The organism is Granulicella arctica (genome assembly GCF_025685605.1).
In the GTDB taxonomy this organism is placed as follows: domain Bacteria; phylum Acidobacteriota; class Terriglobia; order Terriglobales; family Acidobacteriaceae; genus Edaphobacter; species Edaphobacter arcticus.
Map to the genome: position 1 here is coordinate 3,755,010 of NZ_JAGTUT010000001.1, position 20,801 is coordinate 3,775,810.

Annotated in this window: 19 protein-coding genes; 6 read left to right on the top strand and 13 right to left on the bottom strand. The window is 58.8% G+C overall.

What is annotated here, in order from left to right:
- Positions 1-19: 19 nt before the first annotated feature.
- Positions 20-1,183 carry a peptidylprolyl isomerase gene (locus tag OHL20_RS15985; protein ID WP_263384174.1) on the top strand — a complete coding sequence of 388 codons (1,164 nt, stop codon included), beginning with the start codon at positions 20-22 and terminating at the stop codon, positions 1,181-1,183.
- 244 nt (positions 1,184-1,427) lie between these two features.
- Complete coding sequence (locus OHL20_RS15990) at positions 1,428-4,877, top strand: S53 family serine peptidase (protein ID WP_263384175.1); 3,450 nt, start codon at positions 1,428-1,430, stop codon at positions 4,875-4,877.
- Between the two features lie 109 nt (positions 4,878-4,986).
- Here the strand turns inward: OHL20_RS15990 and OHL20_RS15995 are convergent, their stop codons facing one another.
- The 3 genes from OHL20_RS15995 to uvrA all read right to left on the bottom strand — a co-directional run bounded on the left by OHL20_RS15995 (position 4,987) and on the right by uvrA (position 9,706).
- Positions 4,987-5,646, bottom strand: coding sequence for an orotate phosphoribosyltransferase (locus OHL20_RS15995; protein ID WP_263384176.1), 660 nt, complete (start codon positions 5,644-5,646; stop codon positions 4,987-4,989).
- A gap of 83 nt (positions 5,647-5,729) precedes the next feature.
- Positions 5,730-6,692 (bottom strand): CPBP family intramembrane glutamic endopeptidase, encoded by a 963-nt coding sequence (locus OHL20_RS16000; RefSeq protein ID WP_263384177.1) that lies wholly within the window; start codon positions 6,690-6,692, stop codon positions 5,730-5,732.
- On the bottom strand, positions 6,689-9,706 hold the full coding sequence (gene uvrA / locus OHL20_RS16005) for an excinuclease ABC subunit UvrA (RefSeq protein WP_263384178.1): 3,018 nt from the start codon (positions 9,704-9,706) through the stop codon (positions 6,689-6,691). Before uvrA ends, OHL20_RS16000 begins: the two co-directional genes overlap by 4 nt.
- Positions 9,707-9,945: 239 nt before the next feature.
- Between uvrA and OHL20_RS16010 the strand changes: the two genes are divergently transcribed.
- Positions 9,946-10,119, top strand: coding sequence for a hypothetical protein (locus tag OHL20_RS16010; protein WP_263384179.1), 174 nt, complete (start codon positions 9,946-9,948; stop codon positions 10,117-10,119).
- A 23-nt stretch (positions 10,120-10,142) separates the two neighbouring features.
- Here OHL20_RS16010 and OHL20_RS16015 read toward each other — a convergent pair whose 3' ends face one another.
- The gene (locus OHL20_RS16015; protein ID WP_263384180.1) at positions 10,143-10,889 is read right to left on the bottom strand and encodes a hypothetical protein; all 747 of its coding nucleotides are present in this window, start codon (positions 10,887-10,889) and stop codon (positions 10,143-10,145) included.
- A gap of 186 nt (positions 10,890-11,075) precedes the next feature.
- Between OHL20_RS16015 and OHL20_RS16020 the strand changes: the two genes are divergently transcribed.
- From OHL20_RS16020 to OHL20_RS16030, 3 genes are all read left to right on the top strand, one after another.
- A complete protein-coding gene (locus OHL20_RS16020) occupies positions 11,076-12,104 on the top strand; it encodes a hypothetical protein (RefSeq protein WP_263384181.1) in 1,029 nt (342 codons plus the stop codon).
- Between the two features lie 203 nt (positions 12,105-12,307).
- Positions 12,308-12,955 carry a nitroreductase family protein gene (locus OHL20_RS16025; protein WP_263384182.1) on the top strand — a complete coding sequence of 216 codons (648 nt, stop codon included), beginning with the start codon at positions 12,308-12,310 and terminating at the stop codon, positions 12,953-12,955.
- Positions 12,952-13,908 (top strand): alpha/beta fold hydrolase, encoded by a 957-nt coding sequence (locus OHL20_RS16030; protein ID WP_263384183.1) that lies wholly within the window; start codon positions 12,952-12,954, stop codon positions 13,906-13,908. The genes OHL20_RS16025 and OHL20_RS16030 overlap by 4 nt, the downstream gene beginning before the upstream one ends.
- Before the next feature lie 18 nt (positions 13,909-13,926).
- Here the strand turns inward: OHL20_RS16030 and OHL20_RS16035 are convergent, their stop codons facing one another.
- The 9 genes from OHL20_RS16035 to OHL20_RS16075 form a co-directional block, all read right to left on the bottom strand.
- Complete coding sequence (locus OHL20_RS16035) at positions 13,927-14,526, bottom strand: UbiX family flavin prenyltransferase (protein WP_263384184.1); 600 nt, start codon at positions 14,524-14,526, stop codon at positions 13,927-13,929.
- Between the two features lie 98 nt (positions 14,527-14,624).
- On the bottom strand, positions 14,625-15,224 hold the full coding sequence (locus OHL20_RS16040) for a YkgJ family cysteine cluster protein (protein WP_263384185.1): 600 nt from the start codon (positions 15,222-15,224) through the stop codon (positions 14,625-14,627).
- 3 nt (positions 15,225-15,227) lie between these two features.
- A complete protein-coding gene (gene purB / locus OHL20_RS16045; protein ID WP_263384186.1) occupies positions 15,228-16,523 on the bottom strand; it encodes an adenylosuccinate lyase in 1,296 nt (431 codons plus the stop codon).
- 50 nt (positions 16,524-16,573) lie between these two features.
- Positions 16,574-16,834: a glutaredoxin family protein gene (locus OHL20_RS16050; RefSeq protein WP_263384187.1), complete on the bottom strand. Its 261-nt coding sequence runs from the start codon at positions 16,832-16,834 to the stop codon at positions 16,574-16,576.
- A 16-nt stretch (positions 16,835-16,850) separates the two neighbouring features.
- Positions 16,851-17,624, bottom strand: coding sequence for an SDR family NAD(P)-dependent oxidoreductase (locus OHL20_RS16055; protein ID WP_263384188.1), 774 nt, complete (start codon positions 17,622-17,624; stop codon positions 16,851-16,853).
- 177 nt (positions 17,625-17,801) lie between these two features.
- Positions 17,802-18,260 (bottom strand): tRNA adenosine(34) deaminase TadA, encoded by a 459-nt coding sequence (gene tadA / locus OHL20_RS16060; protein WP_263384189.1) that lies wholly within the window; start codon positions 18,258-18,260, stop codon positions 17,802-17,804.
- Complete coding sequence (locus tag OHL20_RS16065) at positions 18,260-18,598, bottom strand: hypothetical protein (RefSeq protein ID WP_263384190.1); 339 nt, start codon at positions 18,596-18,598, stop codon at positions 18,260-18,262. Before OHL20_RS16065 ends, tadA begins: the two co-directional genes overlap by 1 nt.
- Entirely contained in the window at positions 18,595-19,653 is a 1,059-nt protein-coding gene (locus OHL20_RS16070) for an agmatine deiminase family protein (protein ID WP_263384191.1), read from the bottom strand. Before OHL20_RS16070 ends, OHL20_RS16065 begins: the two co-directional genes overlap by 4 nt.
- Positions 19,653-20,576 (bottom strand): carbon-nitrogen hydrolase, encoded by a 924-nt coding sequence (locus OHL20_RS16075; RefSeq protein ID WP_263384192.1) that lies wholly within the window; start codon positions 20,574-20,576, stop codon positions 19,653-19,655. The genes OHL20_RS16070 and OHL20_RS16075 overlap by 1 nt, the downstream gene beginning before the upstream one ends.
- Positions 20,577-20,801: the final 225 nt, after the last annotated feature.

Here is a 20,801-nt window from a genome sequence, read left to right on the forward strand (position 1 = left end):
CTCTCTAATAGCCGTCTTTATGTTTGTTTCCCCGATCCTTGCTCACTGCCAAACTGCCGACCCCATTGCAGTCATCGACACCACGGCGGGCAGGATAACCTGCAAGCTTCTTACCCATCAGCGACCTGTAACCACCGCTCACTTCATCGCACTGGCCAAGGGGACTGAGCCTTGGACCGCACCAGATGGATCAGCAGGCGGGAGCATACCGTTCTACGACGGCACCCGCATCAGCGCGCAGACCTCCGGCATCGCCGCTGGCACCCGCGCCACACCCGCGCAACAGCCTGCCGGTTTACCATTCGCAGTCGAAGTGGCACCGCCTTTGCTCTTCGACCGCCCCGGCCTTCTCGCCATGATCGCCAGCAAAGGTAAAGCTGGACCCTCACGTTTCCTCATTACCGACCATGCGAACAGGGAAGTGGACGGACACGCGGTGGTCTTCGGTACGTGTGACGACGACTCGATCAAGCTGGTAGCCACCTTACGACACACGCTGCAGAGCACAGATAACCATCCCGCCACTCCGTTCGCGATCAATCACATTGCCATCGTCCCGGCAGGAGACCCGCTGCCACCGCCAGCGGCGCAAATCCCCCTCGATGCCATCCTCCCTGCGGAAACGATCACGCCACTGGCCGCACCCTCGGGCCCGGAACCATCTGGGCCTATGGCTGTTCTGGAGACGACAGTCGGCAATATTCGTTGTCGCCTTTTCGTGCGAGAAAGCCCCATCGCCACCAGTACGTTTATTGGACTGGCAAACGGCACGAAAGACTGGACCGATCCCAGGACCAGGGTCGTCCAACATCAGCGCCGCTTCTATGACGACATGCCGATAGATCGCGTGCTCCCCGACTTCTACATTCAGTTCGGAGACATCACCGGAGACATCAGCGGCAAGACAGACATAGGCTTCCGTTTCAAGAATGAAAGCACCCCCGGCCTGACCTTTGATCGACCTGGACGGCTCGCCTTCGGCAATGGCGGCCCTGACACGAACAACAGCGAGTTGTTCTTCGCACTCAATCCTATGCATGTTCTCGACGGGGGCTATCCGATCATTGGGCAATGCGACTCAGCTTCAGTGGCTATCCTTGAGCGTATCGCGCATCTGCCACGAGACGCCTCGAATCACCCGCTTACCCCGGTCGTCATTCGGCACATCGCGATCCAACCCTGATAGGCTTCGGCGGAAAACAATGCGCCTCGCTGCTATGCTTTGCGGAACAAACAGGCGTTGAGCGCTGGGTATCAGAAGGCAGATCAGCGCTGAGATGTCTGTGGCGCAGACGGCGACAGTAGATTAGAGCTGAAGCTGCGAAGTTTTGACCTTTGGTAACGTTTCCAGTAATGTGATCCCACTCGATCCATTTAGAACGCGATGTGTGCTCCATCCAAATCTGTATCTGGAGAAGCTATAACGTATGCGCAAAATTACGTTTTATCGGCCCGCCTTCACGAAGACATCCACCACTCTGGCGCTGCTTGCCCTAACAGCACAATTGGTTCTAGCGCAGCAACGGCATGCTATGCCCTCTGCCGAGACCGCACCCGCCTCTGAACCGGTGGTGGCTCCAGTACCCGCCGGCCAGTCAGTTCCTTTCGGGCTGACCTTGCCGCTCAGGAACGTCGCCAACCTTCAGGCTCTCTTGCATGCGCAGCAGGACCCAAAGAGCGCCCAGTATCATCAGTATCTTTCGCGGCAACAATTCCTGGATCAGTTTGGGCCGACCGAGGCAGACTACGATCGCGTCGTAGCCTTCGCGAAGGCGCAGGGCATGTCGGTCACCAAGACCTTCCCGAATCGTCTGCTCGTCAACGTCACGGGAACGTCCAAACAGATCAAGAGTGCTTTCGCGGTTAATCTCCAGGTTCACCAGAACAAGACTGAAAATCACACCTACTATGCTCCGGACGTCGAGCCGAGTGTAGGCGGTTCTCTTCCAATCCTGAGCGTAGTTGGCCTGAGCACGCGCGAGCGTCCGCACCCCATGCTGGTGCATGCCAACACAGTCGTTGCGAACACGACTGGTTCAGGGGCAAGCGGCCAATTCCTCGGCAGTGACATGCGTGCTGCTTACGCTCCTGGCGTAAGCCTCGATGGCGCAGGCCAGACGGTCGGCCTCATCGAACTCGGGCCCTACAACCTCAGCGATGTACAGGCTTACTTCAAGGCAGTCAATCAGCCACTCAACGTGCCGATCTACAACGTTCTCCTCAACGTTGATGGAGTCTGCTCCGGTACATCGGCCACAGGAGGCTGTGACGATGGCGAAGAAGTGATCGACATTGAGCAGGCTATCTCCATGGCACCGGGCCTGAGCGGGCTTATCGTGTACGAAGCCTATGGCTCCGGCAGTGACGCCCTCACCGCGTTTGCCCAGGCGGCCAGTGACAATGTGGCGAAGCAGCTAAGCCTCAGCTTCGGTTTTGGTGGAATTCCATCCACGATGCAGGGATACGAACAGGTCTTCATGGAACTGGCAGCGCAGGGACAGAATCTCTTTATTGCATCCGGAGATTCGGGTGCCAACGTGGGTGGTGTAGGCTACCCGGGCAATAGCCCCAACGTGACAGATGTTGGTGGCACGGATCTGGTAACCGCCGGCCCTGGTGGTGCCTGGCAGGCTGAATCGGCATGGGTCGGCAGCGGTGGCGGCTGGAATACTCAATCACCTATTCCTGGCTATCAGCTTCCTGTTATCAACAACAGCAACGCTGGATCCCCAAGCTTCCGCAACATCCCCGATATCGCCATGGAAGCCAACACGGACAATTTCTTCTGCGCGAACGGAAGCTGCCAGGGCGGCATCGGCGGTACAAGCCTTGCAGCACCCAGATGGGCTGGTTTCCTCGCTCTTGCGAATCAGCAGGCAAACGGCAACCCTATCGGCTTCGTCAATCAAACCTTCTACGCACTTGGTCAGACCTCGAACTACACAAGCAGCTTTCACGACATCGTCATGGGCAACGACTTCAACACAGGCAGTCCGAATCTCTTCCAGGCAGTACAGGGCTACGACCTGACGACGGGCTGGGGTAGCCCAACGGGGCAATCCATGCTCGATACTCTGGCTCCGCCAAGCCTCAGCTCTGCTCCGAACTTCTCCCTCACTGCAAGCCCAGCCACGGTCAACCTGACGCCTGGCGGTTCCGCAAGCGGAACGGTCACGCTGCTTCCGGCCAATGGTTTTGCCGGCACCGTGGATCTGACAGTGACCGCGATTGGATCGCCAGCCGGGGTGACCGCGACGCTTGTTGCCAACTCGCTCACAGGCTCTGGACAGACGACACTGAACATCGAAACGACGGCGAGTACTCCGGGTGGAAATTTTGTTGTCGCTGTCACAGGCAGCAGCAACGGACTGATGCACACCGCCTATGTCAACGTAGCGCTGCCGGACTTCAGACTTATTGCCACCCCATCCAGCCTGTACGTCAATCAGAGCAACAAGACGAAGGGTACGATCACGGTGAACGCGATCAACGGATTTACAAGTCCGGTTGCGCTTTCGCTGGCGAACACACCACCATTCGTTACGGCAAAGTTCTCGTCCACCGCAACTCCTGACGTAAGCCAGTTGTTGCTCAAAGCCGGTGTCACTGCACCGACCAGCAGTGGCTCAGTATTGGCGGTCTCCGGCACCTCGGGGGCAACCACGCGCACGGTCTCTTCGCTCACCGTTGCAGTCAACGCCGGACTCGGTGACTGCGGTCTTGGTACAGAGGTTAATCTTGCAAGCAGCTATAACCTCGCGGCTATTCGTTCCGATGGAACGACGTTTACCGACGGTGGTCTCGACGGTGGCGGCTCTGCCTACTCCGCGAAGTTGCTGACGAGGGCACGTGTACTCAACGGCATTCATTTCCAGATCGGCCCACCGAATGTTCTGGACGCTGTAAGCGGAACCGGGCAGACGATTGCGCTCCCCCGCGGACGGTATAACCTGCTCCAGCTTCTCGCGACGGGGATCGATGGGAATCAGACCAGCCAACCCCTCACAGTCACCTATGCAGACGGGTCGACGACGCAACTGACACCAGGCTTCAGTGACTGGTTCACCCCATCTGTAAACGTAAACGAGGGCGAAGCAGTCGCTATGCCCTATCGCAACACCAGCAAGGGAACTCCAGACAATCGGCAGTTCAATGTGTACGGATACAGTCTGCCGCTTAACAGTGCTAAGACTATCGTGAGCATGACGCTTCCCAACAATCGCGCTGTGATCGTGTTGTCCGCGACCCTGTCGGATCTGCCGCTTGGGAACGAGGTCGACCTGAGCAAGGCCTACAACGCAACCGGCATCTATACGGACGGCACGACCTTCGCGCCCGACGGTGGCCTCGATGCGGGCGGTACGGCGTACTCCGCCAATCTGCTCAATGGACTTACCGCAAACGGACAGGAGATCGTCGTTGGACCTTCAAACTTCCGTCTTGGCGGCAGCAATGTTCCTGACGTCGTATACGGAGCAGGTCAGACGATTGCTCTTCCTGCCGGTTTCTATTCCGAACTAAAGCTGCTCGGCACAGGAGTACAAGGCGACCAGCAGAGCCAGGTCCTCACCGTGCACTATGCTGATGGTTCCAAAGAGACCTTCAACCAGAGCTTCAGCGACTGGTCTTCGCTCACAGGCTATTCAAATGAGTCATTGGCAATCAAGACGGCTTACAGAAATAACAATGACGGCACAGAAGATCAACAAGCCTTCAATGTGTATCTCTACTCACTCAAACTGAATCCGCTGAAGCTCGTCAAGAGCATCACACTTCCAGACAATAGAAATGTGGTCCTTACCTCCATCACGCTTGCGCCCCCATCACTTGTCGACCTTGAACCCTTGGTATGTCCATTGATCGAAGAGATCAAATAGCGACTGTAACCTTCGATGATCCGTCGCGCCGCTCCCATTCATTTGTATGAAGGAAGCGGCGCCTCTAGTTCCTGTGCATTGAGCGAAATACGACGAACATCAGAAACCTTTACTTAAACCCCTGTGCAGCGACATGCGCCTTTCTCACATCACTGGCCGTATAGAGCGCCAGAAACGGAGCGTCTCCGGCCGCAGCTTCAATCGCCGCCCGTCCACCCTGCTCCCGATCGACAAGGCACAACACTCCAACCACCACCATGCCCGCCTCGCGCGTTGCCTCAATGGCCGTAATGGTTGACCCTCCAGTTGTACAGACATCATCAACGATTACGACCGAAGCGCCAGCCTTCAGGAATCCCTCAACCCGCCGTCCCGTCCCATGCGCCTTCTCCGCCTTCCGCACAAGGAAGCCGTGTACCAGCGTCGGCTCCGGACCTGGATCATCATCCTCTTCGAACTCGAGCGCCCCCGAAAGCTCAAGAATCTCCCGATAGTCTGCCAGTGCCCACGCACTCGCGCTCGCCGTATTGGCCACCAGCGGATCAGCACCCATCGTCAGCCCACCTACCGCCTCAGCCTCCGGAAACTGCTCACGGATCAGTTCATACAGCAACAAGCCGGCAAGCCGTCCGCCCTCAGCATGCAGCGTTGTTGTTCGGCAATCGATGTAGTAGTCACTGCGTCTACCACTCGCAAGCAGAAAGTCGCCAAGCTTGAACGAGTGTGTCGCAATCAGGTTGAGCAGGGAAGTACGATTGTCCAAAGGCATAAGCCGATTGTAACGAACCAGTGGGAGGTGTTCACGCATGTGTCACGCGATTGTACGCGGCGGAGAGCATTGCTCCACAAGCTTCAACGCGCAACTTTATCCAGATGCCTGTAGCCGCCAGTCGCAATAAAAAGTACCAGGAACACCGAAAAGTTATAGCTCCCATGCACCAGCACCGAGCAGGCCAGCGAGCGCGTCTTCACCCGCACCGCCGTGAGTAATATCGACACCGCTCCAAGCAGCAGCACCGCAGCCCAGGTATAGCCAAGTTGTTGCGCGTGCAGTAGAGCAAAGCAGGCGCTCGTAACCAGGCTCGAGATGAGGACCGCAGGCAGACTGCGGAACGTGATGTTGCCAGTCTCTGGTGCCAACCCAGCCGAGCGCTCCTCACGAAATGTAACGAAGTGTTGCGGTGGTTCTTCACCGCGCAAGCGGCAGACTGAGAACTGAAAAACATACCGCACCATCGGTCCAAGCCAATCGAAAGCGATCGCAAACGCGGGAAGCAGAAAGCCTCGGAAGCAGACCTCTTCAAACAGCGGAGCGAGCAGTGTCCCAAAGAAGGTAACAAGCCACACGTCGGAAGTCGATTTGAAGAAGTCATCCATCGGCACAGTCTTTGGCATGGAGATCAGGCTTGAAATTCCCTGAACAGTCCATCCGCTCAGGATCCCAAGCGGAATCAGCTTCGCAGCCAGAGTGAGCGCCTTACGACCGTTCCACTCGATACCAGCCAGAAAGCTTCGATGCCAAAGCAGCGGAAAGACAAACCAGCAGACTGCCAGCGTCACCACGTACGTTGCGCCTTCAGATGCCAGCAGCAGCTTCGGATGCTTCAAACTTACGGCCACCGGCGAACCGCCGTGCATCAACGGCAGCAACACGACAGCCTGCGACAGGAGCAGCAGCAGTCCGGCAATCAGTAGAAATAGCAGTGCATAGCCAAAATGCGGAACTCGAGCAGAAGGCAACTCGTGTTCTGGGGAGGCAAGCTCCCACTCCCCAACCTTGATCTCACCCAGCGACTCTGGCGATTCTTCGCTCATACCTTTTTCTTCGGCCTGCCAACAGCTTTCTTCGCCGTCTTTTTTGCCGGAACGACACGAGCCGTCGGAACGCCAGTCTTCTTCTCAGGAGCCACGAACTTCCCGCGAGCCACCTTCTGGCGATCCGCCGCCGCGACGATATCGTCAGGCTGAGCACCTGCATGGCCCGCACCACCAGAACCGTTTGTCCCGGCAGAGTTGGTAGCGTAATGCCTAGCCAGAAAGCTCCCCGTATGCGAAGCCGCAACCGTCGCAACCTGCTCCGGAGTTCCGTGCGCGATCACGCGACCGCCGCCTTCGCCACCTTCAGGACCCATGTCCAGCAGGTAGTCTGCATTGCGGATAATGTCTAAGTTGTGCTCAATGATGATGACCGTATTGCCCAGATCCGTCAGGCGATGCAGCACCTCCAGAAGCTTGCGCACATCGTCAAAGTGCAATCCGGTTGTCGGCTCGTCAAGCAGGTAAAGCGTTCGACCCGTCTGCCGCTTCGAGAGTTCACGGGCCAGCTTCATCCGCTGCGCCTCACCGCCCGAAAGCGTCGTCGCCGACTGCCCAAGATGAATGTAGCCAAGCCCAACATCGACCAGCGTCTGCAGCTTGATCGCAACCGTAGGAATGTCCTTCAGGATCGGCACAGCGTCCGCAATCGGCAGTTCCAGCAGATCTGCAATCGAGTAGCCGTTGAACTTAACCGTCAATGTTTCCTGGTTGTAACGCCTCCCGTTACACACATCACACAGCACATAAACGTCCGGCAGGAAGTTCATCTCGATGCGCCGCTGTCCCTCGCCCTGGCAAGCCTCACATCGACCGCCCTGCACGTTGAACGAGAATCGTCCCGGCTTGTACCCGCGCTCACGCGAGTCCGGCAGCATCGCGAACAGGTCGCGCATCGCCGTAAACACGCCTGTATAGGTCGCAGGGTTAGACCGTGGTGTCCGTCCAATCGCCGATTGGTCGATCTGGATCACTTTGTCTAACTGGTCGATGCCGCGCACCGCGCCATGCTGTCCCGGTTCTTCCCTAGAACCGTAAAGCTCCTTCGCAAGTGCGCGATAGAGAATGTCATTCACCAGCGTGCTCTTACCCGAGCCACTTACACCGGTCACAACCGTCATCACGCCGATAGGGAAGTGCGCCGTCACATGCTGCAGGTTGTGCGAATGTGCATCCTCAACCGTCAGCCACTTGCCCGTCAACGGCCGCGGCTCAGCCCGCGCTACAATCTCGATCTTGCCCGCAAGATACTGCCCGGTCAGCGACTCAGGATTGTCCATCACCTCCTGCGGCGTTCCACTCGCAATCAGAAAGCCGCCGTTCTTTCCAGCGCCCGGCCCAAGGTCAAGCACGTAATCCGCCTTGCGAATTGTGTCCTCGTCATGCTCCACAACCAGCACGGTATTGCCAAGATCCCGCAGCGCCTCAAGCGCCGTAATCAACCGCTGGTTATCCCGCTGGTGCAGCCCAATCGAAGGTTCATCAAGTACATACAACACGCCGCGCAACTTCGAGCCAATCTGCGTAGCCAGTCGAATCCGCTGCCCTTCGCCGCCCGAGAGTGTAGCCGCCGAACGATCGAGCGAAAGGTAGCCAAGACCGACAGCATTTAGAAATTCAAGCCGTTCGATCACCTCACGCTGCAGACGATCCGCAATGATGCGGTCGCGTCCCGTGAAATGCATCGCCCGCGCTCCGGTGAGAGCCCGCTCCAGCGGCAATGCCGTAAAGTCTGCGATCGACGCATCATTTACCGTCACTGCAAGCGACTCCGGCCGCAGCCTCTTACCCTTGCATCGCGGGCACGCCGTCGCCGACATGAACTGCATCATGTACTCGCGGTAACCCTCGGACTTCGTCTCCTCGAGGTTGCTGCGCAAGTACGCAAAGATTCCATGAAATCCAGTCCGGCTCGTTTCGCCCTTCGGCGGTCCATAGAGCAGCAGGTCCTGTTGAATCTTCGTCAGATCGCTGAACGGCTGCTTCAGGTTGATCTTGTACTTTTCAGCTGCCAGCTTGATCAGCCGCAGCAGATATTGCGACGCCGATCCTGGTCCCATCGCGCCATCGAGCAGCGGCTTCGACCAGTCAGCAATCGTCTTCGCCGGATCGAAATCGTAGATGCTGCCAAGTCCGTGGCACTCCGGGCAGGCACCGTAGTTCGAGTTGAACGAGAAGCTGCGCGGCTCCAGCCGAGGCACGTTGATCCCGCAGTCAGGGCAAGCCATGGACGAGGAATACAGCGTCTCCTCCATCCCATGAATCGCCACCAGCACAAGACCGTTCGCCATTTGGAGCGCCTTCGTCACCGAGGTCTCCAGCCGGCGCGTGTCGTAGATTGGTGCCGCTCCAACCTCAGCCGCCGCGACACCCGCCACAGGCTTCAGAATGATCCGATCGACGACAGCCTCAACCGTATGATTCTTGCGCTTCTCAAGCCGCATTCCTTCGGTGAGTTCCGTCATCTCGCCGTCGATGCGCGCACGAAAACCCTGCTGGTCCAACGCTTCCAGCTCTTCGCGAAATTCTCCTTTGCGCCCACGAACAATCGGCGCATATACGGTGATCCGCTCACCGGGAGCGAGTGCCACGATGCGCTCGACTATCTGCTCCGCCGACTGCCGCGAGATGGTCCGACCGCAGTTCGGGCAGTGTGGCTGACCAACCGATGCATACAGCAACCGGAGGTAGTCGTAAATCTCCGTGATCGTCCCAACAGTGGAGCGTGGGCTACGGCTCGTAGTCTTTTGTTCAATCGAAATAGCGGGAGATAGACCGTCTATCGCGTCAACGTCGGGCCGTTCCATCTGGTCGAGGAACTGCCGCGCATACGCCGACAGGGTCTCGACGTAACGCCGCTGGCCCTCTGCATAGATCGTGTCGAACGCAAGCGAAGACTTTCCCGAACCGGAAAGGCCGGTCACAACAGTCAGCGTATTACGCGGAATGCTGACGTTGACATTGCGCAGATTGTGCTGCCGTGCGCCGCGAACGGTAATGTGAGTGATGCCCATAGAGGTTTCTGGCGAGATACAGCCAAGTCTCTAGAATACGGCATCAGGGTCGATAATGCGTCATCGGCCCAGGCCGCCAACTTGAAATACAACTTCCCGTCCCGGAACGTGTATCCAATCAATCAATACCGATTTGCAGGTTGTGCAAGCGCAATGGCGCAGTATTTGTAAAATGGATCTCGGGAGACGAGCATCGGCCCAGAAGTCGATCTTCGTTAATCCAACTCAAGGGGTGTTGCGTGAGTACTTCGATCGTGCTGGTATGTGCAGTTCTGGCGTCAATGGCGGCAGGAGTTTTGATAGCCTATGGCGTCTGCAACGCAATGTTTGCACTTTTCCGCATCCACGCTCGTCAGGTAGCCACTCGAACGTCCACCAGCGTAGTTGCTGCGGCAAGCATCGTCGAGGGTTAGAACCCCGCCCCGTCTCTACTCATCTACTGCTGTGGCGGCAGCTGTTGCTGGCGTAGACGCTGCAGCTGCTCGTAGATCTGCTGCGGAGTCTTGACAGCATTGGGGTCGGTAGCCGGATCACCCGTAGTCGCGGGGGCCGCACCAGGTTGATTATTTGCAGAAGCGGGCGGCACATTGGCCGGCGGAGCAGCCACCGGTTGGGCGGCAGGCTGTTGCACCTGGGGCTGCTGCGCATCATCTCCCGAACCCTCGTCGTCAAACCCCGGAGCATTCGGATTTGGCGGAGTCACCCCACCCTGTCGCGGCGTCAGGATCAGTTCGCCGGGTGAAGCGGCATCGCTCTGTAGCATCAAAACATTGCTTGCAGTCCCATCGAGCAGCGCGGCCAAAACCGCAGACGGAGCAGACGGTCCATACTTCCCAAAGACCCGCTCCTCGGCGACACCACCCGTGATCTTGATGCCCGTCTGCCGTCCGATCTCCCGCAGAATCTGGTTCAAGCTCGAGTTATCAGCATCAACCGCAAGCTGGCCGTCCGCAAACGTCACATCGGCTCGCCGGGCAGGTCGCTGTGCAGGTGTTTGCGAAATTGAGTTAGTCGTTGAGGCCGAGTCGGTGGCAGTCACAGACGTCGGCGGAGTCCCCGGAAGCATCGCCGACGGCTTAGGCCGAGGAGTCACTCCGATTTGCCCAAACACTACAGCGCACGGCCACAGCCCTGCAATCAAGGTGAAGGTGACAACGACCCGGGCTGAATTAGGAAAGCGCATCTGTACTATAGGACGCCGTGAATGCATCGAAGGTATCACGACGTGTGCCGAACACAGTCTACCGTGTTCTTAGAAGTAAAAGGCTTTGCGCACGTATCGAACTGCCCGGTTCTTAGCGATGCTGCTCTACTTTGTATAGACTGACAGGGTCACCGGTCCAACCGGAACGAGAGGTCTGCTGGATCTATGCTGCACCTGACCAAATCCGCCATCACAGCCGTGATTGCCCTGATCCTCGGCCTATCCGCGACGCGCATGCATGCTGAGATCTGTACCACCCAGTCGCTTATGGCACCCGCCGACCGCGACACACTCGCCCAGGTTGCGAAAGATTTAGCCCTCAAGATGCAGATGGCGGACGCCGCGGGTCTGCGCTCCGAGAGCGTAGCCGAGGTAGCCAAAGACTTCGCCGGTATCTCGGAGGTCGTCGCAAGTACGGCTCCAAAGCTCAAGGGCACCAGCCTCGCCGTGGATCAGGTGTATCTTCTCGACGCTTCAACTCTCAAGCGAAATGCCGACGGTGGCGCTGCCGACGCTCAGTTTTTCTGCACCCTGAACAAGTCCACGGCAGAGGCTGACTTCCTCATACCGGCGCTGCCTCCCGGTAAATATGCTTTCGCCATCGTCGACGCAGATAGCCCGACGGCTCCGTGGCGGCTCTCGTTTCTCCTTCGGCAGGAGCAGGGAAAATGGCTGATGGCTGGCCTCTACCCCAAAGCAACCACCGCTGGCGGCCACGACGGTCTCTGGTACTGGACGCAGGCTCGGCAGATGGTCTCCCGCAAAGAGCCCTGGAGCGCCTGGCTCTACTATCAGCAATCTGCCTCGCTCCTGCAGCCAGCTGGCTTCGTCCAAAGCTCGCATCTCGAGAAGCTTCGTAATGAAGCGACCGCTGCCGCCCCGCCAGCGCTGTCAGAGGGAATCACCAATGACATTCCCCTCGTCGTCAAGGCCAAAGACGGCGTCGAGTATCGCTTCACCAGTCTTGGAACGGATGACTCCCTCAACACCCCGAGCGTCGACCTCGCCGTGCATCTCAAGGCCGATCCAATCGCCGATCAGGCAGCCGCTCGCAAGCGGAATATCGCCGCTATGAGCGCTTTGCTGGCTGCCTATCCTGAGCTTCGCAAGCCCTTCCACGGCGTGTGGGTCTTTGCCGATGTAGCCGGCCAGAACCCCTATGCGACCGAGCAGGCCATCGCAGATATTCCGTAACACTGTTCTTCTGCTGCCATTTGCCGTTCTAATTTGATCCGATAGTGCTATCGTCAATCTCGTTCCCGCAGCACGTTAAGTCAGACGGTCAATGCACCATCGCTCGATCCAGAAGCCATGGAACTTCGTTGATTCCTCATGACGAATAAACTTAATGCGAGAGAAATAATGTCAATGGTTAAGCCCGAATTGAGAGTCCGATCTTGAGCAAGCCCGAGAAGAAACTCAGCGAAATCGTCTTCGGCCGCAGGGCGACCCCAAGCTTCGATGGCGAGCCCATTCCATCTGAAGATCTCCGGGCCATCCTCCAGGCCGGCCTCCACGCACCCAGCGGCTACAACATCCAGCCTTGGCGCTTCATCGTCGTCCAGTCGCCAGAGCAAAAGAAACGTCTCCGCGCTGCCAGCTACAACCAGGGCAAGGTGGAAGAGGCCTCCGCCGTCATCGTTGCCTGTGGCGACGCAGACGGCTGGCGCAAAGACCTCGACGAGATGATTGCCCAGGGTCGCGAGGGCGGTATGCCCGAGAGCTACGCCGATCAGGCGCGCAGCAGCGTCCCCAACTATCTATCGAGCTTTACCAGCGAACAGATGCACGGCTGGCTGAATAAACAGGTCATGCTCGCCTACACCCACATGATGCTGATGGCCGAGGTCCTCGGCTACGATACCGCCCCCATGGAAGGCTTCGAGCAGGACAAAGTTCACGAAATGCTACGCCTGCCGCTCAGTTATTGGGTGGTCGCCCTTCTCGCCGTCGGCCATCTTAAAGGGTTAGATAAGTTCGACGGTGGCCGCTTCGACATGAAGCGAACTGTCTTCGGCGAAGAGTTCGGTAAGCCGCTCAAGTGAAGAAACTCGCCGCACGTATAGCCGCAGCGCTTGTGCTGCTTCTCATCGTTACCGGCGTTTTCTTCTATCGTCATCCAGTCTGGTTCCTTGATCGCGCCATCTACTATCGCCTCTGGCGTGGCCACGTAGTCGGCAAGTACATCGACGTCGGCACCAATCGCCTCCACTACTACGAGGCAGGCGATCCCAACGGCACGCCACTCCTTCTCATTCACGGTCTCGGCTCCCGTGGAGAGGATTGGTCCACCCTCATCCCCACTTTCGCCGCCGCAGGCTTCCACGTCTACGCGCCCGACCTACTTGGCTACGGTCGTTCCTCACGCCCCGACGTGGATTATTCCATCGCGCTCGAAGAGTCCGTCGTCGTGCAGTTCATGCAGGCTGTCCACCAGCCAAGAGCCAGCGTAATCGGCTGGTCCATGGGTGGTTGGATTGCCATGAAGTTAGCCCTCGACCATCCAGCAATGGTCGACCGCCTCGCCGTATACGACAGCGCCGGAACGTACTTTGCCGCGGTTCTGCCCCCGAACCTCTTCACGCCCAACGACGTCGACGGCGTCAAACGGCTCTTCGACGTTCTCGAGCCCGAGCCCCGCACCGTACCCGCCTTCATCGAGCGCGACTCCCTCCATAAGCTTCAGAAGAATAGTTGGATCATCAACCGCAGTCTAAGCTCCATGATCAGCGGCCGCTACCTGCTCGACTTCCGCCTCGGCAGCCTGAAACAGCCCATGCTCATCATGTGGGGAGGTGCAGACCATCTCATCCCGCCCGCCGTTGGCGAGGAAATCCACAAGGCAGTCACGCACTCCGTCTTCGGGCTAGTGGAAGGCTGCGGCCACCTCGCCCCCGCCGAGTGCTCAAAGCCATTCCTCGAAGGCACCATCGCCTTCTTAAAGTCCCAGCCGCCCATGTCCTCCGGCGAAACGACCTACCCTAAGCCAACCCAGTAAGAAGAAAAGCCAGCTGAATTAATCAGCCCGCCACTGGTAAGCACCCGCTTGCGGCAGTCCCACATGCGCCAGCACGCGATTCACAAACTCCCGAGCCATAGCCGTCGTACTCTGCGGCAGGTTGTAGAGCGTGGGAATTACCGGGAAAATGGTAGCGCCCGCATCCGAAGCAAGCTGCATATTCCGCAGATGAATTCGGTTTAGTGGCGTCTCCCGCACGCAAAGAACCAACGGTCGCCGCTCCTTTAAACAAACATCTGCCGCACGCTGGATTAGGTTCGCCGCCATCCCGTTTGCGATACCAGCAAGCGTTCCCATGGAGCAGGGAAGCACGATCATGCCGTCTGACGGGTAACTTCCACTCGCCACATTCGCCCCGATATCGCTCTCAGGATGCTGTTGCGTCTTCACCGCCGCGACCCCAAGCAGCTTTTCGACCAGCCCCGTCCGCCCGCTCAGTTGCATCTCCTCGGCGAACACCCGCAGCGCGTTCTCAGAAGCAACAAAGTTGACCTTGCCCACTCGTGCATCAGCCTCAAGCGCCCGCAGCATCTCCGCAGCATAGATGCTCCCACTCGCACCGGTCACCGCCAAGGTAAGATTCCGCAACTCACTCATCTCTCGATTATCGCCGACCGGCCCGCGTCCTCCACCTGAAACACCTCCGGGTGCCCCATCCTTTGTAGTCCTATCGCAAAGGGTGGGATCGTAAACCGCTAAGCTCCCCGCAACGCATACGCAATCAGGGTCTCACCCCGCCGCCCGGTCTCTGCGTCATAAGCCGCATTGCTCTCCTCCTCCAACCCGGGGATCGCAGGATCAAGCTCACACCGCGCAGTCTCCTCCGTGTCCGCTCCAATAAAACAGAGCTCACACGTAGCCAGATTTCCCTCCTCAGTCCGCATCGGAGGCCCAAACGTCCGGCAAAGAATAGGCCGCGTCTCATAGAGATCACACGTTCCCGTATCGAGATCGAGCGCCGGACAAGGCTCGTTGTTCGCAAACTCCTCAAACAGAATCGCATCCTCATACGACTCGCCGAGTACGCCGCTCACCACGTCTCCCGGAAACCAGGGGTCAAGCCGAACCAGCGCGGAAGCTGCCCGTCCCCGCACCCGCTCCGCCCTCTCAGGATCACTTGCCCCAAGCTCAATCAGCCCAGCCCGCAGCCGATCCGCATCCTGCCACCCAATCGGAAACACACCGACGCAGCACTGCGAACACCCCGGCCGGCACGCCAGCCATCGCCCGCCCCGCTTCGTGGCATCCGCCAGCGCCGCATCGGCAATCTGCACCAGCGACAACGCGGCCGTCATCAACTAAGCGCCCAGCACACGCGCAAAGATCGCATCCACATTCGCCAACTGCCGCCGGTAGTCAAACGCCCGCGCCAGCTTCTCCGGCGACAGTCGCTCCGTAATCTCGGGCACCTTCGCGATCTCATCCCGGAAGATCAGATCTTCCTTCCACGCACGCATCGCATGGCTCTGCACCAGTCGATACGCATCCTCACGCAGCATGCCCGACTCAGCAAGGTCCAGCAGCAACTGCCCCGAAAAGATCAGCCCACCCGTCGATTCAAGGTTTTTCAGCATCCGCTTCGGATACACCATCAACTTCTCGATCAGCGTGGCCGTCTTCGCCAGCAGATAGTCCGCCAGAATCGTCGAATCCGGCAGGATCACACGCTCTGCCGAAGAGTGCGAGATATCGCGCTCATGCCACAGCGCAATATCTTCAAACGCAACCTGCGCATTCGCCCGCACCACCCGCGCCAGCCCACTGATCTGCTCGCTCGTAATCGGATTTTTCTTATGCGGCATGGCGCTCGAGCCCTTCTGCTTCTCCGAGAAGAACTCCTCCGCCTCGCGAACCTCGGTGCGCTGCAGGTGCCGCACCTCCGTCGCAATCTTGTCCAGCGTCGACACTAGCACCGCCAGCGTAGCTACATACGCCGCATGACGGTCGCGCTGGATTACCTGCGTCGCCACATCGACCGGCGTCAAACCAAGCGCTGCGCAGATAGCCTCTTCATGCTCTGGCTTCAAATGCCCAAAGGTCCCCACCGCGCCTGAAAGCTTACCCACACGGAGGTCTTCCGCCGCAGCATCGAAGCGCGCCAGATTACGCTGTGTCTCGGAGTACCAGAGCAGAAGCTTCAACCCGAAGGTCGTCGGCTCCGCATGAATGCCATGTGTCCGTCCAATAGAAGGCGTGTGCTTGAACTCCACCGCCCGCGCCTTCAGCACCTCACCCAGCCGTACAATCCCAGCCCGAATGATCGCCGAAGCCTCCTTCAACTGCAACGCCTGCGCCGTATCCACCACGTCGGTCGAGGTCAAGCCATAATGCAGCCAGCGTGACTCCGGCCCGATGTATTCGGCCACCGTCGTCGTGAAGGCAATCACATCGTGCTTCACCTCGTCTTCAATCGCTTGGATGCGCTCGACCGTGAAGTTGCCTTTATCGCGAATCGCGTCCGCCGCTTCTTGCGGCACCATGCCTGCCTTGGCAAGCGCCTGCGAAGCCGCGACTTCAACAGCAAGCCAGCAGCGGTACTTATTCTCATCGGACCAGATGCGGCCCATCTCAGGACGGGTATAACGAGCGATCAAGTGAAACTCCTTGCAATAGACTCCAGTCTATCGGAAGGCGCTTCGTGCGTTCAGCCTGCCTCGGTCACGCCCAGCAACTCCGACATCTCGTCGTGCAGAAAGCCGAACCCGGGTCGATAGGGCTGCACCCACTTGCCGTCGATCACGAACTGCGGAATCGCTCGTTTGCCCACATGAGCAATCACCTGCTCCGCAGCACCGGGAGTAGCTTCGATATCAATTTCTTTGAACGGAATATTGTGTTTGGTCAGGAAGCGCTTTGCTTCACGACAGTCGCGGCACCAGGAGGCAGAATACAGAAGCAGGTCCATAGTTCCTATTTTAGCGTTATTGCTCGTGATAGTTACGCATCAGCCCACCGTCCACCACATAGGTCGAACCTGTGACATAGCCAGCCTCGTCAGAAGCGAGAAACGCCGCCAGCGAAGCGACATCGGCGGTGCTCCCCAACCGACCCAGAGGAATATTCGCTAAGAGGGCATTTAGCTTCGGCTTGTCTGCCAGCAGCGCCGTGTTGATCGGCGTATTGATCGCACCCGGAGCAATGTTGTTCACCGTAATGCCAAGCGGTCCAAGCTCAACAGCAAGATCACGCATCACCATCCGCATGCCGCCCTTTGACGCGCAGTAGGTCGAAAAGTTCGGAAACACCATGTCCTCATGCACCGAACTCATATTAATCACGCGCCCGGGCTTCTTGGCGTCCCGCAGCTTTCGAACAAATGCCTGCGTCAGAAAGAACGCGCCCTTCAAATTCACGTTCAGCACCGCATCGTAGTCCGCTTCGGTCACATCCCAGAAGGCAGCATTCTTCTCAATCCCGGCATTGTTCACGAGGATGTCACAGCCTCCAAGCTGCTCCCACGCCTGATTCACAAGGTTCTGCGTATCTGCCAGGTTCGAGACATCGGCCTTCACCATCACCGACTTGCCACCCGCCGCCTCGATCTTCGCCTTCGTCTCCTCAGCCGCCGCCACGTGGTCGCGAAAATCGATCACAACATCCGCGCCCTCCTGCGCAAACCGCTCCGCAATCGCCTGACCGATCCCCGATCCCGAACCCGTAACAATCGCAACCTTACCCGCAAGACGACCCGCCATGAATATCCCTCATTCTCAAAGGTTGTGCTTCTCACATACATAGATGCGAAGCCGACACTTCGGCGCAACAACTGCAGCAAAATTCATCGTCAGCCACTACCCCTTGGCCAAGCCACAACTCATCGGGTGCCCCATCCTTTCGCACCGTTAGCGAAAGGGTAGGATCGTAAACCTTCCCTAAACCACCCGCCCCCGCCGAGCCCTGAAGAACTCCGTCAGCATCGCCCCGCACTCCTCCGCCAGCAGCCCCGCGCTCACCTCCACCCGATGGTTCAGCCGCGGATGATTCATCACCTCCAGCACCGACCCGCAAGCTCCAGCCTTCGGATCAGCCGCCGCATACACCAGCCGCGCAATCCGGGCATGCAGGATCGCCCCCGCACACATCGCACAAGGCTCCAGCGTGCAGTAGAGAACACAGCCCTCCAGCCTATAGTTGCCGATGGCCAGCCCCGCCGCCCGAATCGCCACCATCTCCGCATGCGCCGTAGGATCTGAGTCCGCAATCACCCGGTTGCGTCCCACCCCAAGCACCTCGCCATCCCGCACCACCACTGCCCCAACCGGCACCTCACCCGCAGCCTCCGCAGCTCGCGCCTCGCCAATCGCCAGTTCAAGATGTGCGAGATCCGTCATCACTGCCCACGCGTCTGCGGCTTCGCTTCCGCTCCGAAGAAGCGCGCAATTTGCGCTGCAATCCCCTCGAGCCCCGGTCGCCGCTCCGCCAGTTCCGCATCGTCATCCACGAGATTCTTTCGCCAGATCGCCTCAATCAGCGGCATCAGCCGACCTACCGTAATCTCCTCACTGACGAGGTGAGCGATCCCCTCGTGAAGCTCCTCGGCCTCCGTATCGTATTCATCCGCCGGAGAACCGTCCGCGATGAACCCCTCCACATCGGCATCCCGCACAAGCTCCTTGATCGACTCAAGATCAGGCGGCGGCGGCCACGCGGCTATCGAAGATGTACTCATGCCGGCTCCTGTTGCGTCATGCAGTGCAGCGTCCCTAGTCCCCAGACCAGGTCCACCGCATGAATGCCCACAACCTCGCGCGTCGGAAAACAGTCCGCAAGGATATTCAAAGCCCGCCGATCATTACGGTCATTAAACGTAGGAACCAGCACCGTCTCGTTCGCGATATAGAGGTTCGCATAGCTCGCCGGCAGCCGCTGTCCCTCAAAGATCACCGGCGAAGGCATCGGCAGCGTCAGCACCTCAAACGCCTCGCCCTTCAGATTCGTCGCCGACCGCAGCCGATCAAGATTCTCTGCCAGCGGAAGGTGGTTCTCGTCCGCCGTATTCGGCTCGACCGCCGTAACAATCGTGTTCTCGCCGACGAACCGCGTCACGTCGTCTACATGCCCATGCGTGTCGTCGCCCGCACAGCCGCGATGCAGCCAGATCGTCTTCTCAATCCCCAGGTATTCCGCAAATGCGTTCTCAAGCTGCTCCCGTGACACACCAGGATTCCGCTGCTGCACCTCGCTCAGCAGGCACTCCTCAGTCGTCAGCAGGATGCCGGCCCCGTTCGTATCGATGCTCCCACCCTCAAGCACCAGTCGCGTTCCCTCGATCTCTGGCTTGAACTCCACCATGCCGTAGTGGTTTGCTACATGGTGCGGAATCTGGTCGTCCCGCCGCCAGTTGTCATACTTGGCCCAAGCGTTGAACTTCCAGTTGGTCACCGCCAGCCGGTCCTCCGCATCCTTCACGAAGATCGGCCCCGAGTCCCGCAGCCACACCCGATCCGTCTGCCATGAGTGGAAGTGGAGCCGCGCCAGGTTCGCTCCCGCCCGCATCAGCATCCCGTTCGCCCGCTTCTCAGCCGCAACGTCGTTCACCAGGATGTGCACGTCCTCGCAGCACGAAAGATGGCGCACAATCTCGGCATACACCCAAGGAATCGGCTGAAACTTGCCCGGCCAGTCCTCCGCATTGTGCGGCCACGCGATCCATGTAGCGGCATGGGGTGCCCACTCTGCAGGCATCCGGTATCCAAGTTCCAGGGGCGTTTGCGCAGTCGTCATTAGTCCAGAAACCTGCTCGTAATCCCGTTATACGAATCGATGCGGCGGTCCCGCAGAAACGGCCAGTTCCGCCGCGTATCCTCCAGCAGCTTCAGGTCGATCTCCCCGATCAGAATATCCTCGCGGTCATGCGGAGCTTGCAACACCACGCGCCCGAACGGGTCCGCCAGAAAGCTTCCGCCCCAGAACTGCAGCCCCGCCCCCTCCGGCCCCTTCATCATTACGCCGTCGTGCAGCACGTCTCCCTGCTCATGCCCCACCCGGTTTACCGCAGCCACATACACGCCATTCGCGATTGCATGGGCCCGCTGTATCGTCTGCCACGCAGAGTACTGGGCTTCCCCAAACTCCTCTTTCTCACTCGGATGCCAGCCAATCGCCGTCGGATAGAAGAGCGTCGTCGCCCCGCGCAGCGCAGTCTCCCGCGCCGCCTCCGGATACCATTGGTCCCAGCACACCAGCGTCCCCACAGACCCCTGCGTCGTAGCGAATGCTTTATATCCAAGGTCCCCCGGCGTGAAGTAGAACTTCTCGTAATACAGTGGATCGTCCGGGATATGCATCTTCCGATACTTACCCGCCAGCGAGCCATCCGCCTCCAGAACCGCCGCCGTATTGTGGTACAGCCCCGCCGCCCGCCGCTCGAACAGGGAAGCGATCACCACCACGCCTTCCTCCTTCGCAATCGCACCCAGCCGCTCCGTGCTCGGCCCGGGAATCGCCTCTGCGGTATCGAACAGCGCATGCTCCTCACGCTGGCAGAAATACTGTGCCCGGAACAGCTCCGGCAGGCAAACCACATTCGCCCCGGCCCGCGCCGCCTCCCGCACCTTATCCGCTGCCTTGTCCAGATTGGCCGCCGTATCCACGCCGCACGCCATCTGGATTAGTCCCACCCGTTTGTTCTTCATCGCCTGCGCCATCAACACTCCTCTAACCCGCACCTTCAAAGAAAAGGACGCCGCACACTGAGGCGTCCGCTCACAAACCTTCGCTAAATCCCTACACCATCTGCATATACATTTTAGCGTCTTTGCCGCGACCCGGAACCGACACGCCCGCTTCGACAGCGGAAGCTCGCAAAAACATATAAGGAAGCCATAAAGGTCCGATGAATGGCCCTGAATTTTATCGAAAAATCTGATACT

Excerpts from the sequence above, each read along its gene's own strand:
- OHL20_RS16055 (WP_263384188.1), bottom strand. The coding sequence starts at position 17,624 with ATGGCGGGTCGTCTTGCGGGTAAGGTTGCGATTGTTACGGGTTCGGGA.
- OHL20_RS15995 (WP_263384176.1), bottom strand. The coding sequence starts at position 5,646 with ATGCCTTTGGACAATCGTACTTCCCTGCTCAACCTGATTGCGACACAC.
- OHL20_RS16000 (WP_263384177.1), bottom strand. The coding sequence starts at position 6,692 with ATGAGCGAAGAATCGCCAGAGTCGCTGGGTGAGATCAAGGTTGGGGAG.
- uvrA (WP_263384178.1), bottom strand. The coding sequence starts at position 9,706 with ATGGGCATCACTCACATTACCGTTCGCGGCGCACGGCAGCACAATCTG.
- tadA (WP_263384189.1), bottom strand. The coding sequence starts at position 18,260 with ATGACGGATCTCGCACATCTTGAACTGGCGATTGGCGAGGCGCGAGCT.
- OHL20_RS15985 (WP_263384174.1), top strand. The coding sequence starts at position 20 with ATGTTTGTTTCCCCGATCCTTGCTCACTGCCAAACTGCCGACCCCATT.
- OHL20_RS16050 (WP_263384187.1), bottom strand. The coding sequence starts at position 16,834 with ATGGACCTGCTTCTGTATTCTGCCTCCTGGTGCCGCGACTGTCGTGAA.
- OHL20_RS16020 (WP_263384181.1), top strand. The coding sequence starts at position 11,076 with ATGCTGCACCTGACCAAATCCGCCATCACAGCCGTGATTGCCCTGATC.
- OHL20_RS16065 (WP_263384190.1), bottom strand. The coding sequence starts at position 18,598 with ATGAGTACATCTTCGATAGCCGCGTGGCCGCCGCCGCCTGATCTTGAG.
- OHL20_RS16035 (WP_263384184.1), bottom strand. The coding sequence starts at position 14,526 with ATGAGTGAGTTGCGGAATCTTACCTTGGCGGTGACCGGTGCGAGTGGG.
- OHL20_RS16070 (WP_263384191.1), bottom strand. The coding sequence starts at position 19,653 with ATGACGACTGCGCAAACGCCCCTGGAACTTGGATACCGGATGCCTGCA.
- OHL20_RS16015 (WP_263384180.1), bottom strand. The coding sequence starts at position 10,889 with ATGCGCTTTCCTAATTCAGCCCGGGTCGTTGTCACCTTCACCTTGATT.
- OHL20_RS16075 (WP_263384192.1), bottom strand. The coding sequence starts at position 20,576 with ATGGCGCAGGCGATGAAGAACAAACGGGTGGGACTAATCCAGATGGCG.
- OHL20_RS15990 (WP_263384175.1), top strand. The coding sequence starts at position 1,428 with ATGCGCAAAATTACGTTTTATCGGCCCGCCTTCACGAAGACATCCACC.
- OHL20_RS16040 (WP_263384185.1), bottom strand. The coding sequence starts at position 15,224 with ATGACGGCCGCGTTGTCGCTGGTGCAGATTGCCGATGCGGCGCTGGCG.